This window comes from Pseudomonas sp. GW821-FHT07G06 (genome assembly GCF_058986625.1).
Genome location: NZ_JBYSVW010000021.1, coordinates 1 through 17,090, shown reverse-complemented (window position 1 = coordinate 17,090; position 17,090 = coordinate 1). Strand labels below are relative to the sequence as shown.

At 58.6% G+C, this 17,090-nt stretch carries 13 protein-coding genes; 6 read left to right on the top strand and 7 right to left on the bottom strand.

The genetic code is table 11. The features are described 5' to 3' along the window. Positions 1–49: 49 nt before the first annotated feature. Complete coding sequence (locus AC3WJW_RS26635) at positions 50–1,180, bottom strand: ATP-binding response regulator (RefSeq protein WP_493728049.1); 1,131 nt, start codon at positions 1,178–1,180, stop codon at positions 50–52. Further along, positions 1,177–6,039, bottom strand: coding sequence for a response regulator (locus AC3WJW_RS26630; protein WP_493728048.1), 4,863 nt, complete (start codon positions 6,037–6,039; stop codon positions 1,177–1,179). The genes AC3WJW_RS26635 and AC3WJW_RS26630 overlap by 4 nt, the downstream gene beginning before the upstream one ends. Positions 6,040–6,378: 339 nt before the next feature. Between AC3WJW_RS26630 and AC3WJW_RS26625 the strand changes: the two genes are divergently transcribed. Beyond that, entirely contained in the window at positions 6,379–7,020 is a 642-nt protein-coding gene (locus AC3WJW_RS26625; RefSeq protein WP_493728047.1) for a response regulator, read from the top strand. Positions 7,021–7,263: 243 nt separating this feature from the next. Continuing rightward, complete coding sequence (locus AC3WJW_RS26620) at positions 7,264–7,563, top strand: hypothetical protein (RefSeq protein WP_493728046.1); 300 nt, start codon at positions 7,264–7,266, stop codon at positions 7,561–7,563. Between the two features lie 102 nt (positions 7,564–7,665). Here the strand turns inward: AC3WJW_RS26620 and AC3WJW_RS26615 are convergent, their stop codons facing one another. Beyond that, entirely contained in the window at positions 7,666–8,319 is a 654-nt protein-coding gene (locus AC3WJW_RS26615) for a hypothetical protein (RefSeq protein WP_493728045.1), read from the bottom strand. Positions 8,320–8,587: 268 nt separating this feature from the next. After that, positions 8,588–8,869, bottom strand: coding sequence for a DUF2790 domain-containing protein (locus tag AC3WJW_RS26610; protein ID WP_493728044.1), 282 nt, complete (start codon positions 8,867–8,869; stop codon positions 8,588–8,590). An 814-nt stretch (positions 8,870–9,683) separates the two neighbouring features. Between AC3WJW_RS26610 and AC3WJW_RS26605 the strand changes: the two genes are divergently transcribed. From AC3WJW_RS26605 to AC3WJW_RS26595, 3 genes are read left to right on the top strand one after another with little or no spacing between them, the layout of a single operon-like run. Further along, a complete protein-coding gene (locus AC3WJW_RS26605) occupies positions 9,684–11,096 on the top strand; it encodes an NAD(P)/FAD-dependent oxidoreductase (protein WP_493728043.1) in 1,413 nt (470 codons plus the stop codon). 16 nt (positions 11,097–11,112) lie between these two features. Further along, positions 11,113–12,072, top strand: a complete 960-nt coding sequence (locus AC3WJW_RS26600; RefSeq protein WP_493728042.1) for an alpha/beta fold hydrolase — start codon at positions 11,113–11,115, stop codon at positions 12,070–12,072. Positions 12,073–12,095: 23 nt separating this feature from the next. Continuing rightward, entirely contained in the window at positions 12,096–13,523 is a 1,428-nt protein-coding gene (locus tag AC3WJW_RS26595) for a diguanylate cyclase (RefSeq protein ID WP_493728041.1), read from the top strand. Positions 13,524–13,588: 65 nt separating this feature from the next. Here AC3WJW_RS26595 and AC3WJW_RS26590 read toward each other — a convergent pair whose 3' ends face one another. Next, complete coding sequence (locus tag AC3WJW_RS26590; protein WP_493728040.1) at positions 13,589–14,539, bottom strand: DMT family transporter; 951 nt, start codon at positions 14,537–14,539, stop codon at positions 13,589–13,591. Positions 14,540–14,629: 90 nt separating this feature from the next. Here AC3WJW_RS26590 and AC3WJW_RS26585 point away from each other — a divergent pair, with 90 nt between their 5' ends. Then, positions 14,630–15,565, top strand: a complete 936-nt coding sequence (locus tag AC3WJW_RS26585) for a LysR substrate-binding domain-containing protein (RefSeq protein ID WP_493728039.1) — start codon at positions 14,630–14,632, stop codon at positions 15,563–15,565. A 69-nt stretch (positions 15,566–15,634) separates the two neighbouring features. Here the strand turns inward: AC3WJW_RS26585 and AC3WJW_RS26580 are convergent, their stop codons facing one another. Further along, positions 15,635–16,336 (bottom strand): EthD domain-containing protein, encoded by a 702-nt coding sequence (locus AC3WJW_RS26580; RefSeq protein ID WP_493728038.1) that lies wholly within the window; start codon positions 16,334–16,336, stop codon positions 15,635–15,637. Positions 16,337–16,733: 397 nt separating this feature from the next. Further along, the coding region (locus tag AC3WJW_RS26575; RefSeq protein WP_493728037.1) for a hypothetical protein at positions 16,734–17,090 on the bottom strand (357 nt) is incomplete at its 5' end.

Genomic DNA, 17,090 nt, shown 5'->3' with positions numbered 1-17,090 from the left:
TGCCATGGAGCTTCGATGCAGGATGTACTGCTTGAAATTGTTATCCAGGTCAGTCGATGGGCAGCGATATGCTCAATCTCGTTCCTTTGTCCGGTGCGCTGTCGATCTTGAACTCCCCACCCAGCATGCTGATGCGTTCCTTCATGCCCACCAGCCCGAACGAGTTCAGTTTTTTGCGATCCGTCATGCCTACGCCGTTGTCCTTGATCTGCAGGTAAAGCCGGCGACCCTCCCTGGAGAGTTCGATGTGCACCTGTGTCGCTTGCGCGTGCCGGGCAATGTTCGACAGTGATTCCTGCACGATGCGGAACAGCGTCGTGGCGGATTTTTCATTCAGGTCGCAACGGAAATTTTCGTCTTTCGCCGACATCGTGCAATCGATTGCGCTGCGCTGCCGGAACTCTTCAAGTTGCCACTCGATCGCGGCCTGCAATCCCAGGTCGAGTACGGGCGGCCGAAGATCATTGATGATACTGCGCACACTGCGGATGGCTGTATCGAGGTGATTCAGCGCATCGCTGGCCTTTTCGTTCAGCCTGGGGTGCATGGCACCGGTGCGCGCCTGCAGCATGGAGACATCGATGCGCAACGCCAGCAGACTCTGTCCCAGCTCGTCGTGGATGTCGCGAGCGATGCGCTTTCGCTCCTCTTCCTTGAGGTGCTCCTGATAGGAGGCCAGTTCACGCAGCTGCCGCTTCGATTGCAGCAATTCTTCGGTCTGCATCGTCAGTTTGCGCTGCAAGTAGAACAGGTCGACAAACACCTGGATCTTGGCGCGAAGCACTTCGGCCACTATCGGCGAGAAGATGTAATCCACGGCGCCGGACGTATAACCGCGGAATCGCTCGGAATCCGTGTCGGCCTCCGCGGTGACGAAGATAATGGGCGTATGGGCCGACTTCGGGCGGCCGTGAATGAGTGCAGCGGTTTCGAAACCGTCCATCGCCGGCATTTTCACGTCGAGCAGAATGACGGCGAAGTCGCGCTGCAATAGCAGGCGCAGCGCCTCGCGTCCGGACGTCGCGGTGGCGACATCGAGGCCCATGTCGGTAATCACCGCGGCGAGCGCCGTGAGCTTGGCGGGATTGTCATCCACCAGCAACACGGAGGCTGGCACGCCATCAGGCGGGGCAGGGTGCCGCACCTGGGCGCGCTCTTTGAATACCGGAGGTTCCTTCATCGATAGAGCCATTTGCGCATCAGCGACAGCAACTGGTCGGTATCCACCGGCTTGCTGACGTAGTCCGAGGCGCCTGCCTCGATGCACTTTTCACGGTCGCCCATCATCGCCTTGGCCGTCAGCGCAATCATGGGCAGGGTTTCAAATCGTTTGAAGGTACGGATCTGACGCATGGTTTCAAAGCCATCCATCTCGGGCATCATGATGTCCATCAGCACGATGTCGGTATCGGGTTGCTGCTGCAGCAAGTCTATGGCGGTTCGGCCGTTTTCGGCCGTGGCCACCTGCATGTTGTTGCTCTCGAGCACGCTGGTCAGGGCAAAGATATTGCGCACGTCGTCGTCGACCACCAGGGCCTTTTTACCCTCGAGGCTGTCCGAGCCCTCATAGAGTTTTTCCAGCATCCTGCGCTGGGTCTGCGACAGCCTGTCGACGACACGGTGTAGAAACAGTGCGGTTTCGTCGAGTATGCGCTCGGGAGACTGAACGGCCTTGATCACGCCCTTGCCCAGCAGTGTCCTGAAACGCTCGTGTTGTGGCTTGGTCAGTGTCTGTGCACCATAGACAACGATCGGCAGTTCACGCATGGCCTGGTCTTCCTGCAACGTCTCGAGGAGCTTGATGCCGGATGCGTCGGGCAGTTCGAGATGGATTGCCATGCAGTCGTAGCGTTTCTTTGCCAGTTTCTTCAAGGCTTCAGCGCCGCTGGCGGTCGTTTCGATCTTCACGTCGGTATTGCCGAGTAGATCGAGGATGCGGTCGCGGTTCGCTTCGTCGCCGTCGATCAGCAGCAGACTCCTGGTATTGCGCCCTGCGTAAGCCACGATGCCGACCAGCGCATGTTGAATCTCGTCGGCTGTGACCGGCTTGAGCAGATAGTCGAAAGCGCCATAGCGCAGCCCGCGTGTGCGGTCGTCAGCGTTCGAGATGATCTGGACCGGGATGTGACGCGTGGCGAAATTTCGCTTCAACTGCTCGAGCAGCGACCAGCCATCGATGTCCGTCAGGCCCGGGTCCAGCGTGATCGCGGCGGGTTTGAAACGCTCGACCAGCTCCAGTGCATCCGCACCACGGGCCGTGACGATAGCCCTGAACCCCTTCTGGTGCGCGGCCTCGAGCAGGATGCCGGCGAATCGGGCGTCGCCCTCGAGCATCAGCAGCACCTGGTCGCCGGGTTGGACCGACTCGCGGTCGTCGAGTATCTGTGCAGTCGGGCCTGACATGAGGTCACGCCTGACCTGGCCAGGTACCGTCTCTGTCACTGATTCATCCAGCATCTGACGCTGGGCATCCTGTGTACGCAAGGGCACGTACAGCGCGAAAGTACTGCCCTTGCCGATCTCGCCGGGGATCAGTCGCAGCTCACCGCCCAGCCGGTGTGCGAGCTCGCGGCTGATCGACAGGCCGAGGCCGGTGCCGCCGTATTTTCGTGAGGTTCCGGTATCGGCTTGCTGGAACGCCTCGAAGATCAGCTTCTGCTTGCCGGCCGATACGCCAATGCCGGTGTCGGTGACCACGAAGGCGACCACCGCATCGGCGCGATTCAGTTCGCTGTGATCCACACTCCACCCGGACACAACGGGCGTGATGCTGATCTTGACGCTGCCTTGTTCCGTGAACTTGAAGGCGTTGGACAGCAGGTTCTTGACCACCTGCAGCAGGCGCTTTTCGTCGGTCCACAAGGCGGGGGGCAGGGTAGGTGCCAGTTCGATCGTGAAGGTCAGGCCCCGGCTTTCGGCGACCGGCCGGAAGGTGCGTTCGATCTGGTCGTGCAGATCGGCGAACAGTGCTTCATTCAGGTCCAGTGTGACCGTACCCGACTCGATCTTGGACAGGTAGAGAATCTCGTCGATCAGCTCCAGCAGGTCTTTGCCCGCGCTGCGGATGGTCTTGGCATATTCGACCTGCCTGGGGGTGAGATTGTGTTCCGCGTTGTCGCTGAGCTGCCGGGCCAGGATCAGCAAGCTGTTCAATGGCGTTCTGAGCTCATGGGACATGCTGGAGAGGAATTCGGACTTGTACTTCGAGGTCAGCGTCAGCTGCTCCGCCTTCTCCTCCAGCGACAGCTTGGTGATTTCGACTTCGCGGTTCTTGCGCTCGACTTCGGCTTTCTGCTCCGCCAGCAGTCCGGCCTTGTCCTCCAGTTCCTCGTTGGTCTGTCTCAATTCCTCCTGTTGCCTTTGCAGTTCGTGCGCCAGCGATTGCGACTGCTTGAGCAGTTCTTCGGTGCGCATATTGGCTTCGATCGTGTTGAGCACGATACCGATCGATTCGGCCAGTTGATCAAGGAAGGTTTGATGAATGATGCTGTAGCGCGTGAACGAAGCCATTTCGATGACGGCCTTGACCTTGTTCTCGAACAGGATCGGCAACACGATGATATTCAGCGGGGCGGCAGCACCCAGTCCCGATGAAATCGCGACGTAATCGGCCGGTACATCGGTCAGCAGGATGCGCCGCTTCTCGTAGGCGCATTGCCCGACCAGGCCCTCGCCGAGCCGCCACTCATCGTTCACGTTGATGTTGCCCTTGTACGCATAGGCGGACAGCAGCTTGAGTTTCGCCGGATCCGGCGGGTTCTCGTCCATCATGTAGAACACACCGTGCTGGGCGTTGATCAGCGGAGCCAGTTCAGACAGCACCATCTTGGAAACTGCCGCCAGATCGCGCTGGCCCTGCAGCAGCCGGTTGAATTTCGCCAGATTGCTCTTGAGCCAGTCCTGCTCCGCGTTTTGCCGTGTGGTTTCGCGCAGGTTGCGGATCATCTCGTTGACGTTGTCCTTGAGCTCCGCCACTTCACCCTTGGCTTCTACCTCCACGTAACGCGTCAGATCGCCCTTGGTCACGGCCGTCGCCACATCGGCAATTGCGCGCACCTGGTTGGTCAGGTTGGCCGCCAGACCGTTGACGTTGTCAGTCAGGTCGCGCCAGGTGCCGGCAGCACCCGGCACGTTGGCCTGGCCCCCCAGCTTGCCCTCGACGCCCACTTCACGCGCCACCGAGGTCACCTGGTCGGAGAACAGCGCCAGCGTATCGGTCATACCGTTGATGGTGTCGGCCAGTTCAGCGATCTCACCCTTGGCTTCCAGTGTCAGTTTCTTCTTCATGTCGCCGTTGGCCACGGCGGTCACCACTTTCGCGATGCCTCGCACCTGGCTGGTCAGGTTGGCCGCCATGAAGTTCACGTTCTCGGTCAGGTCCCTCCAGGTGCCGGACACGCCTTGTACCTGTGCCTGCCCCCCGAGCTTGCCTTCGGTGCCGACTTCGCGCGCCACCCGCGTCACTTCGGCGGCAAAGCTGTTGAGCTGGTCCACCATGGTGTTGATGGTGTTCTTCAGCTCCATGATTTCGCCCTTGGCTTCCACGGTGATCTTGCGTCCCAGGTTGCCTTTGGCCACCGCCGTCGTCACGTCGGCGATGTTGCGCACCTGATTGGTCAGGTTGGCCGCCATGCTGTTGACCGAGTCGGTCAAGTCTTTCCAGGTGCCACCGACGCCCGTCACCTTGGCCTGGCCGCCGAGTTTGCCGTCAGTCCCCACTTCGCGAGCCATGCGCGTCACTTCGTCGGCAAAGGTCGAGAGCTGGTCCACCATGGTGTTGATGGTTTCCTTGAGCTGGAGAATTTCACCTTTGGCTTCGGCGGTGATCTTGCGCGACAGGTCGCCGTTGGCCACCGCCGTCGTCACGTCGGCAATGTTGCGCACCTGGGTGGTCAGGTTGGCCGCCATGCCGTTGACCGAATTGGTCAAGTCCTTCCAGGTACCGGACACACCGGTCACTTCGGCCTGTCCGCCCAGTTTGCCTTCGGTACCGACTTCCAGCGCGACGCGGGTCACCTCCGAGGCGAAGCTGGAGAGCTGGTCGACCATCGTGTTGATGGTGTTTTTCAGTTCGAGAATCTCGCCCTTGGCTTCAACGGTAATTTTCTTGCCAAGGTCGCCGCGCGCCACCGCCGTTGTCACCTGTGCGAGGTTGCGCACCTGGGTGGTGAGGTTGGCCGCCATGCCATTCACCGATTCGGTCAGGTCGCGCCAGGTGCCTGATACGCCGCGCACTTCCGCCTGGCCTCCCAACTTGCCTTCGGTGCCGACTTCCAGCGCCACGCGGGTCACCTCCGCAGCGAAACTCGAAAGCTGGCCGACCATGGTGTTGATGGTGTTTTTCAGCTCGAGAATCTCACCCCTGGCTTCGACGGTAATCGTCTTGCCCAGATCGCCTTTGGCCACGGCAGTGGTCACGTAAGCGATGTTGCGCATCTGGGTGGTCAGGTTGGCGGCCATGTCGTTGACGGAGTCGGTCAGGTCTTTCCAGGTGCCGGACACCCCTTTGACATTGGCCTGCCCACCGAGAATCCCCTCAGTGCCGACTTCCCGCGCCACGCGGGTGACCTCGGAAGCGAAGGAACCCAGTCGCGTCACCATGGTGTTGACGATCTCGGCGGATTTGAGGAACTGGCCCCGCAGTTTCAGACCGTCGAGTACCGGCGGTACCTGCTGGCTCAGATTACCTTCGGCCACCGAACCGACCACGCGAATGATCTCGTTCATCGGGCTGATGAGGTCGCTGGTGAGCGCATTGCTGGAGTTGACGATCTTTTGCCACGAGCCTTTCATCATCGGCAATTGGATTCGCTCATCGACCTTGCCCTGCTTGCCGATCAGTTGCGCTACGCGTTCGAATTCGGTGGTGGTCTCGGCCGCCATGTCGATGATCTCGTTGAGCGTGTCGGCGATCTTGCCCGGCATGCCGGTCCAGTCTTCCGGCATGCGCGTGGTGAAGTCACCTTTGCGCAACGACTTCAGCGCTGCCAGCAATGTCTTCATGTCCAATACTGCGATCGGTGTCGTCACTGTGGCCATGTCTTTGTCCAGTCAGAATGATGCCGCGGGCAAGGCATCACCCCTTGCCGCAAGAGCCGGCAATGCAGTGTTTACCCTGTTGAAAACTGCGCGCTGGCTTACGAAATACTAGCAAGGTTGGTGCAATGCCCCGGATCCTGGGGGAAATTGTCATCTTGCAGTGCAATCCCGACCTGCTAACGTAGAGCCCGGCAGTAGATTCAATGGCTTGCTGGCCAATGGCCGCAGGGTTGGTGTGGGAATGCATGAGCGCGCGCCTCTGGGCCGGCGGGTTCAACATCATCTGTACATCGAGACACGATACGGCCAGGGCCTTGCGGGTGCGAATGGAAAAGATAGATGACTGACCGAAAAATCAGAGTCCTGCTGGTGGATGATCACAGCATCGTGCGTAGCGGCGTGCGACGCATGCTGGAGACTGCCGGCGAGATCGACGTAACGGGTGAAGCCGAGACGGCACAAGACGCCATGCTCCTGGTCCGCGAGCAGGATTTCGACGTGGCGCTGGTCGATATTCAGCTTCCCGACAAGAACGGCCTCGAGCTTCTCAAACTCATGCGTGCGCACAAGCCCAAGCTCGCCGTTCTGATGTTGAGCATGCATTCGGTCGAGGCCTATGCGTTACGTGCAATCAAGCACGGCGCAGCGGGATACCTCACCAAGGATATTTCCGCAGACACCCTGGTGACGGCAGTCCGCAAGGTGGCCGCAGGCGGCAAGCACGTCAGCCCTGAGCTGGCAGAAAAACTGGTCCACGCCATCGGCAGAGGCGACGAGGCCCCCCACGAAGCGCTATCCGACCGGGAGCTGGAAGTACTTAAGCTACTCGCTGCAGGCGAAAGAATTGTCCGTATCGCTCAGATACTGCATTTGAGTCCGAGTACCGTCACGACGTACCGGGCACGCATCCTGGAAAAAACCGGGATGGACAGCAATGCGAAACTGGCTCGCTATGCACTCGAAAACGGCCTGTTGACCTAGAGGTGACCACTTGTAGTGGAATCACTACAAGCTTTAGGTCGTTATCTCCACAAGGAACTCCTGCTAACGTCGATAGCGGGGGCTGTCCCAATCAAGCATAGTTACCCCTCGGAAAAATTTGGTCCGCTCTATGGAGTTGTCTTCGTCAACGAGTCAGAAAAGACTCCGGAATGGATATTCACAAGTTGAGCACTGAGTGCACGCTGCATTCATGTTGAATCAACGTTCAAACTGGAGGGCATCATGATGATAGGTTATGGGTTATGCGCATTACTGTGGGGTGTGGTGCTGCTGGAGGAGATCCAACTCATGCCCCGTCAGGAATGGAAAGAAGAGGGTCTGAAAAAGGTTCTATTGCTGCGCCGAACCAGAACACGCACTGGCTACTTTATTGCGTTGATCGCGGGCGCCATGTGCCTATACAGCGAAATCCTGGTGGCCCCGGTCGATCAGAGTGTTTTCAATCCGGAGCTGATACTTGCCGTATGTGGTGTTCTCTGGGGAGCTTATCTTTCCGTAGTCTGCATGAAGGGGAAGCGATAGAGGCCGCGGGATCTCGGTTAAACCGGTGTTAGCAGCACCGTTTTCGAACTGCTAACAGCAGGCTCTATTGGCTAAAGCTGAACTTCCTTGTTCAGCCTGGCTTCACCATCCAGCGAGAGCGGCGTTTCCTGGAGTCTTGAAGCCTTGCTTCATACGCGCTTCGGTGTCTCTGTCTTTTGCCCAGGCAGTGAGCAGGACCATCATCCCGAAACCGCCGACGATGAGAACCGGATAGGCTGCCAGCAACTCGACCAGCGAGTATTTCCAGGCCAGCGGACGACCGACGCCGAGCATGGCGGCATAGAACCAGGACACGGCAGAGAGGGCACCGGAGAACAGCGCCAGCATGCGCAGGCTGAAGGACAGTTTGAGTAACGAACCGGCTTTTTTCAGTGCCGGCAATACAGCGCTATGCAACAGGTAACCGTTAAAGGTCAACAGCACAACGATGCCGATTTTGGCTTGCAGTTTTGGATTGAGGAAATACTCCATCCCTTTACCGGCATAATCGATCCCGACGATACCAATGCCAGTAATCCAGAGCGCTACAAGTGCAAGCGATACGGTTTTTTGAAGGCTTTCCATGTGCGCGTCATCTTGATGACCTGACGCATCCCCCTTCAGGAGTTGCTTGACCATTGCAATGTCACTGGTCAAGACCAGCCCGATTGCCACGCAACAGGCGATGAGATGAAAATATACAACGCCCAAACGCACATATTCCACGGTGGACGAAGAAAACATACTAAGTTCCATGGTGACCTCTTTTATTCAATAGTGAATCAACTTGGCTCGCGGCACGGCTTGATTACCGTTGCTGACTGCCATTCAGATCCAGCCATTGTTATCAATTAATCCTGGGGCAATACGCCACCAAGATAATAGTGAGTTTCGCGAATGAACTTTCAGTCATTCGAATATGTCCATTTTCAGGTAACACAAAACCTCAATCGCACTGAGTGCACAGGAGGTTTAACTTCCGCTTCTGGGGCCGGCGAGGCCCGGAACCCGATCGACGTGCGGATCAGGCAATGCTGGTAGGGTCGGCGGCAGGGCTTCCACCCCATTCGAGGAAACGGATCTTGTGAATCTCGCCCTCGCTGTCTTCGTAGACCAGGGTCACCGGGACGACGCCGGTCTTGTCGGATGTATCGGTGCGCTGCAATACCCGTTTCACATCGATGTCCATACCGTAGTGGTATTCGACGGCTGAGACATGCGCACCGGGGTCTTGCAGGTTGTTCTGGTCAAAGACACTGGGTGCGAGACTGGAAATCACGGCACTAACGATCGTGGCCATGCTCATAAGGCTTTACCTCCACTGAAGTTCACTTGACAAGGACTTAATGTGACACGTCATGAAAGTGAAGTTCACTTAACCACGACGAACGTGCCCGTCTGAAAAGCCTGTAGTGGCTGCAAACTCTCTGCAATTCCCCGCGCTTGACGCCTCTCGACCATTCGTCCTAAAACCCCTGAATTTGTTGGTCAAAGCCCGTTTTTGAAGGAGGTCATAACATGTCATGACGGATTTTTTTTGCTCTTTCTCTTCTGTAGGAGCAGCCGGTCGACGTTGGTAGAAGCGCCGATGGAGGTCGTCACAGGTTGACGGACAGGCTCAGGGCGTGAGGGGGCAAGAAGATCAAAAGATCGCAGCCTTCGGCAGCTCCTACATTGACCGGGTACACCGCGAATATCGTGGACGGACAAAAATCCCTGTAGGAGCTGCCGGAGGCTGCGATCTTTTGATCTTGATCTTCAGCAGTCTCCAGATCGCAAAAGCAAAACCAAAAGATCGCAGCCTTCGGCAGCTCCTACAGATATTTCGTTATCCGTGTTCCCCCCCCGGGATTGCGTGATGAACCATTTTTAAGCAGGGTGAATCAGTGCCTTCAAGTCAGTCGGCCGAGTCCTTCGTGACAGGCACAATCGGCTGTGGATTCAGCCGGTAATCACCACAATCGATGCCCGGCGGTTGGCGGGGTGTCCGTCTAGCGCGCGGGCTGCAGCCATTAATTCCATTGGTTATGGAGGTCAGAAGCATTCGTTCTATTGCCCGTGGCATGGGTGGCTAATCTACGGAGGTTGAAGGAGGGCAACCTTCAGGAAGGTGCAGCCATATGGACGAAAATCCGATCGAAACCGACTATCTGGTCATTGGTGCTGGCGCGACGGCCATGGCCTTCGTCGATACGCTGCTCAAGGAAACGAATGCACGCATCGTGATGGTGGATCGACACGAACGAGCTGGCGGGCACTGGAATGATGCCTACCCGTTCGTGCGGTTACATCAGCCCTCGACCTGCTATGGCGTCAACTCACGGGAACTGGGCAGTGGTACGAAAGACACGACGGCACTGAACGAGGGCTTGTATGAGCTGGCCTCCGGCGCCGAGGTGGTGAGCTACTTCGATCAGGTGATGAATCAGCAGTTTCTGGCCTCAGGTCGAGTCCGTTTTTTCCCCATGTGCAACTACACCGGCGACCGCCTTGACGACCACCGGTTTACCTCGCTCGTCAGCGGCGCAGATCATCAGGTCCGGGTGTGCAAAAAGGTGGTGGACGCCACCCATGCCCAGACAGCGGTGCCCTCGACCCACCCGCCCAGGTACAGGGTGGAACCCGGCGTGCAATGCGTGCCACTGAACGACCTGCCGAAAATCCGCCACCCATACGCCAGCTACGTCGTGGTGGGAGCGGGCAAGACCGGGATCGACGCTTGCCTGTGGTTGCTGCAAAACGGTGTTGCGCCCGCAACAATCTGCTGGATCATGCCGAACGATCCGTGGTTGATCGATCGGGCCAACGTGCAACCCGGCCTCGACAGCTTCGAACAAACCATCGGCGGCCTCACGGCACAGTTCGAGGCCATCGCCGCCGCAGACTCGATCCCGGACCTGTTCTCCAGGCTTGAGGCGGCGGGCCAGCTCTTGCGCATAGATAAGTCCGTCGAACCCACTGCTTACCGCTGCGCCACCGTCACTCAAGCGGAGTTACGCGAGCTTCGACGCATCGACAACGTCGTGCGCCTGGGGAGGGTGCGCGTTATCGAGCCAACGCGCATTGCGCTCGAGCAGGGCAGCATTACCACGAGCCCACATGCTCTGCACATTGACTGCAGCGCCAGTGCCATCCCGACACTGCCTGACATGAAGGTGTTCGACGGCGGCAAGATCAACCTGTTGATGGTCAGCAGCTGCCAACCCGTGTTCAGCGCAGCCTTGATTGCCTATGTGGAGAGCCACCTGGTCGATCAAGCGCAAATGAACTCAATGTGCAGGATGGTCCCGCCGCCTCATGTCCCCACGGACTGGATCAGAATCTGGGCGGTCTACCTGGGTAACCAGCTACGCTGGGGAGAGCATGAAGGCTTGTCCCGCTGGATCAAGCAGTCGCGTTTGTTCTTCATGACGGCGGTGGTCAGGGGGCTGCAGGAAACCGACACCGAAAAACTGGCACAGCTGCATCGGCTCTCTGTCAGCAGGCAACAGGCGCTGGCGAGCTTGCCACGGTTGCTGGGGGCCATCGCTTGAATCGCAGGAAGCGCACATGAACGAGCCACACCTCGAACTGCTCGACATCAACGGCATCCGCATGCGGATAGCCACGCAAGGTAGCGGCCCGCTGGTCCTGCTGTGCCATGGTTTTCCGGAGCTGTGGTACTCGTGGCGCAACCAGCTTGCGGCGCTGGCGGCCGCCGGCTACAGGGCGGTAGCACCCGACATGCGCGGCTATGGCGGCACAGATGCGCCGGCCGAGCCCGACGCCTACACCACGCTCCACCTGGTAGGCGACATGGTCGAGTTGGTCAACGCACTCGGCGAGCAGCAAGCCGTGATCGTCGGCCATGACTGGGGCGCGCAGGTGGCCTGGAGCGCAGCATTGATGCGACCCGATCTGTTTCGCGCCGTGGTCGGCATGAGCGTTCCCTTCTCGCCGCCGGCGCGCGTGGAGCTCCTCAGCGCGCTGGTCTCGCGGGGTATCAGTGACTTCTACATCCAGTATTTCCAGGCGCCGGGTGTGGCCGAGACCGAGCTGGAAAGGGACGTCGAGTCGTCGATCCGGCGCATCTACTTCAATGGCTCGGGTGACGGGCCCGAGGGGCCGGTGTTCGGCCGGCTGCAGCCGGGGCAGGGCTTCCTGGGCGCGATGATCGAGCCCGAAACCCTGCCAGGCTGGCTAAGCCTGGAGGATATTGCCTACTACAGCCGTGAATTCACCCGCAGCGGATTTCGCGGCGGCTTGAACTGGTACCGCAACATGACGCGCTCATGGGCACTGCTGGCACCCTGGCGCGGTTGCATTATTCGGCAGCCGTCGATGTTCATAGCCGGGAGCCGCGACGGCGTGCTGAAGTTTCCGAGTTCCCCGCGGCAGATCGAAGCCTTCGCGCAGACACTGCCGGAACTGCGCGGGTGTCATATCCTCGAAGGTGCCGGCCACTGGGTACAGCAAGAGCGCGCGACAGAGGTCAATGAGCTGCTACTGGGCTTCCTGAAAAAACTATGAACGGATCGAAACCGGAGGGACCCATGATCAATTTCATCGCCACCGACGAGCCACCTGAAGCCGTTCGCCTGATGGTCAAGGTCTACGCCTGCTTGCTGCTCGCAGGGTTTGCGCTGGTTCCGGCCTATCTGATTGGCTACTTGTACTTTTTTCAGGACCCCACGCTTTTATTCGAGAATCACCTGTTCCATATCTTTGCGATCACGGCAGCCACCCTGGCCGGCCTGTTTGTTACTTACGTCACGTGGCGCTGTTATCAGTCATCGGGAGAGCCGCTGCTGCGATGGATGACGCTTGGATTTCTCGGCTTTGTAGTGATCTACGCGTTGCATGGTGCGTTCACCGGGCTTGCACACCACAATATCTGGCTCTTCCTGCTGTATGGACCGGCCTCTCGACTGGTCATGTCGATCTTGCTGTTAATCGGAATGCTGTCGTACCACCGCCCACCGGATGCCGCGGACCAACGAATGAAGGCCCGTCCGTGGTTGACCTGGATAGGACTGTTCCTGGTGGTTGACCTGGCAGTGGCGTACGTCGCGAATTCGTCGATCGCCGGCAATCTCGCGGTGCGCCTGTCGATGGAGGGGGGTGCCCTCGTTCTTTCCACATTGACCGTGACCATACTCCTGCTGCGCCGTATCCGTTCACCGCTGATGACCATTTTCATCATCTCGGTCACCGCGTTCGGGCTGTCCTCCCTTGCCTTCATCCTTGCACGTCCGTGGAACCATATGTGGTGGCTCGCCCACGCGATCTTCGCCGGTGGGTTCTTCATGTTGAGCTATGGGGTCGTGCAAGCGTTCCTCACCACGCGGTCGTTTTCCAGGATCTACAGCCAGGAAGAGTTGATGGTGCGTCTTGCCGAAGCGATGGCGTATGCCGAGAGCGCCCTGCAGGAACTCCAGCGCACCAATCAGGAACTCGGGCACCTGGCGGCGACCGATCCACTGACAGGCGCTGATAATCGGCGTCGGTTCATGGAGCGGGTCGAGGGCGAAATCGGCCGGACCAAACGCGGCGATGCGCCGTTCTCCGTGTTGGCACTGGATCTGGATAATTTCAAGTCCATCAACGATCGCTTCGGGCATCAGGTTGGCGACGACATCCTGAAGAGTTTCGTGGAGAAATGCCTCGATTCGATCCGGCCGTATGACGGTGTGGCCCGAGTGGGCGGAGAAGAATTCATGATACTGCTGCCTCAGACTTCACTTGAAGGCGCGCACGAAATCGCCGAGCGTCTGCGAAGCACCGTGGCCAATAGTTCTTTTCATGGCCTGCAGCGGTCAACCGTGGTCACAGTGAGCATCGGTGTATCGCAATCCGGTCGCGATGGCGACACCATCGAGGCCATTCTGCGTACAGCCGATCAACGCCTGTATCACGCTAAACACCAAGGCCGTAACCGTGTGGTCACTGCCTTCAAGACCAGCCTCCAGCCTCTGCCCTGACCATCGTCTCGAAGTCGCTGAAAGTGTCGGCACCGATACCCGGCTTTGCGCCACGGTATCGGCTGTCATTCGCAGGGTTCAGCCTGTTTCACCGGCATCATCCGATGACGTTTCGCCGCCCATACGACCCCGCCCACCAGCAGCATGATCGAGACCACTTCCATCAAGCCAGGCATGCGCTGGCTGAACAGAAAGCCGTATACGCAGGCAAACAGCGTTTCGAACACGATCATCTGGCCGCTCAACGACGCGGGCATTCGACGCGAGCAAGCATTCCAGAGCCCATTGGCCAGCCATGAACCACAGAGTGCCAGGAACAGGCAAACCCACAGGAAAGTCGTCCAGCGGCTGCTTTCAACCTCAGAGGGCACCAGGTTCGGGAACAGCATCAAGGCCGCGATGCCGAACACGATCGCCACGATGCCCGTCACGATGCCGGTCAGCGTCGACCACTCGCTGCTGTTGAAATGGCTTTGCTTGAGATAACGGGCGTTGTGGGTGGCGTACCACGACCAGCAGGCCACGGCACTGAACCCGCAGGCCAAGCCCAGCAACCGGGAAGACAGTGAGGTGCTCGCCGCCCCCGTGCCCGAATGTTCCAGGCTGACCGATACGATGCCCAGGAATACCATCAGCAGGGGGAGCTTGAGCCTGGTCAGGGGCAGGGACCCTGCATCGCTACGCCCCAGAAAGGTGATGGCGACCGGCATCATGCCGTTGATAAGGGCGGCCGCGGTCACCCCGCTCAGTTGTACGGAAGCACCCAGGAGCGCGTAGTTCAGGATATTGCCGGTCAGTGACAGGCGCAGCAGCATCCAGGCATCGTTGCGCGTCAAACGCGACAGCAGGCGGGACGCGATGGGCAGGGCCACGAGGAGCGAGATCATCCCGTACAGGGCAAACCGCACACTGCTGATCAGCACGGCATTGAATTCCGGCAGCAACGAAGGGCCGATAATCACGCCACCCCAGATGGCACCCGCCAATATCGCAAATACAACTCCACTGTTCATCATCTCGGCTCTGGCAGGCTGTTCAGCCGCATTCTAGCCATGGCAGGTAAGCGCCACCTGCGATATAAAGTTGGTCACCCATTCCGCAGGGGAATGTCTTGCGGCAATCGCCCGTCCCGGAGAACCGTCATTAACCGTTATCTGCGTACCTTGCCTCCATTGGAGACCCTGATCACGTTCGAGGCCGTGGGACGACACGCCAGCTTCACGGGCGCCGCCGGCGAACTGTTTCTGACCCAGAGCGCCGTGAGCAAACAGATGCGCCAGCTTGAGGACTGCATGGGCGTCCCGCTCTTCGAGCGCAAGCCACGAGGGGTCAAGTTGACCAGCGCAGGGGATGAACTGCTGATGACGGTCAACGTGCTCCTCACCACGATGTACCAAAGCGTCACGCGAATTCGCAACGTTCATCAGTCCAACGCCGTCTCGGTGCTGGCGACCCATGCCCTGGCCCAATTCTGGCTGTTCCCGAAACTGATCGAATTCAACAAGGCGTACCCCGACATCGCCGTACACGTTCACGCAATGAATGAGTTCGATGAGGCCAGCCTTAATGATTTCGACGTGGGCGTACTCTATGGTTCCGGCCAATGGCCCTCGCTGGACAGCGATTTCCTGCTGCCGGAAATCGTCTACGCCGTGGCTCATCCTTCACTGGATGTCTCGGGGGTCGAGACACTCGAACAATTGGCGCAAGCCAACCTGGTGCAGATAGACACCTGCGCCTGGCAGTGTCTGGACTGGCATCAATGGTTCGGCCACTTTGGTATCGACTTCGTCGCGCGGGACAAAGCCCCGGTCTTCAACCAGCTGACGTTGGCGTATCGGGCCGTTCAACAAGGCATGGGCATCGGCCTGGCCTGGTCGTTCATGGCGGATGAGGCGCTGGCCAAGGGAGAATTGCAGCGGGTGACGCCTTTCGAATGCGTGACGGGTAATGGCGAGTTCCTGGTATCGCTCAAACATCGCAAGCGTTCTGCCGCTGCCGAGATATTTCGCCAGTGGCTACTGGGGTCGATGGGTGACTGATGGCCGAATCAGCACCCTGGAAAAGTGGACATCAACATTCAGCCGCGCACGCTTGGCGATTACCCGGTCCTACAGACAGTACTGGCTGGTAGGCAGCACGTCGATCTTGTCGAAATCGAGGAATCGGCTGCAGCTGTCCATCATCGTCGCCAGGTTGCGCTGGAATTTCGCTTCGTCGCCCACTGCATCGAAAAAGGCCCGGGGATCGGTCATGGCAGCGGGTGGGAAACATTCTTCGACTATGGCATCGATCCTTGGCGCACCGTGCGTCAGCGCCAGCACCACCAGGTTTTGCACGTATTGGAAGTTGTCCTGGGTGTCTACGGCCACCTCAGTGTGATGGTTGCGCCAGATGTCCAGCCAGGCTTCGGGCGTCAGACGCGGAGGTCGGGTCAGCAGGGCCAACTGGGCGAACCCGTGAGTACGTTCACCGGGCGTTGAAGGGAAGCGAGTATTGGCGATGGCTACCGACTCGCATACCAGGTAGGCAGCCATGCGTGCCGTTGCGGCCGTGATGACGCCGTCGAAAGGACCACGAGCGGGCCCGTTGGCACTGTCCAGCCACAGCGACAGGCTGGCATCGGGCAGTGGTCGGTTGTTTTCCTGGCGCAGTCCGGCTGCGGGCTGCACATCGACATCGGAGAGGTTCAATTGCACGCCACAGGCACCGAGTGCCAGCAATTGCCCGGCGACTTCACTGCGCAGGCGATGGGTGAAGGTATCAGGACTGACTTGAGTATCACGCCACAGCAGATAGATGACTTTTTCCATAGCTATCAAGCGCCTCGTTGTGATTGATGGATGAAGCAACCGTGCAGACACGTGGGAAAATACTGGTGTCATGGTTGATCAAACTCAGCCCTCGGTAATACCTCAAACAGACTATTCAACAAAAAACAGGCGGGGAGATGCCAGCGCTTTGGGTTCGGGCTCACGCTCCACTGTCCGTTTCTGGCTGTGGAATCAACCGGCTGAGCAGCGACGCTGTCTTTCGCCCCCGAACCCAATGATAGAATCTCGTTTTGAAAAAGGAGTTTCATCTGTGGAGGCTGGAAAAAAGAGTTGCCCCTATTGCGCGGAAGTCATCATGGCTGAAGCCATTTTATGTAAACACTGCCAATCCGACCTCAGGCAAAAAATACGAATCCCACCCGGGTGGCCAATACCGTCAGAAAAGAAAATGGGCCGGGTCGGCAAGATCGTCGTCGGAATCACTGTCGCAATCACCTTGTACCTGGCGGTCGGCTTTTATGTCAGCAACACATTGCAAGACAGGGAAAGCATGCAGGCCCGTGATGCCGCCGAACAATGCCGCGAGGAAATAGAGAGCTACTCCGGCCCGGCAGTCGGAAAAAGCATCATCGCGGAGGTTTGTCGAAAGCTGGAGGACGGTTTCCGCAAGGGGTTGAGCCAGGTGCCATAAAAAAGGGACTTCCCGGAATCCCGGGGGAAAACAGATAATGTAGGAGCTGCCGAAGGCTGCGATCTTTTGATTTTGATTTTGCGATCTGGAGATTGCTGAAGA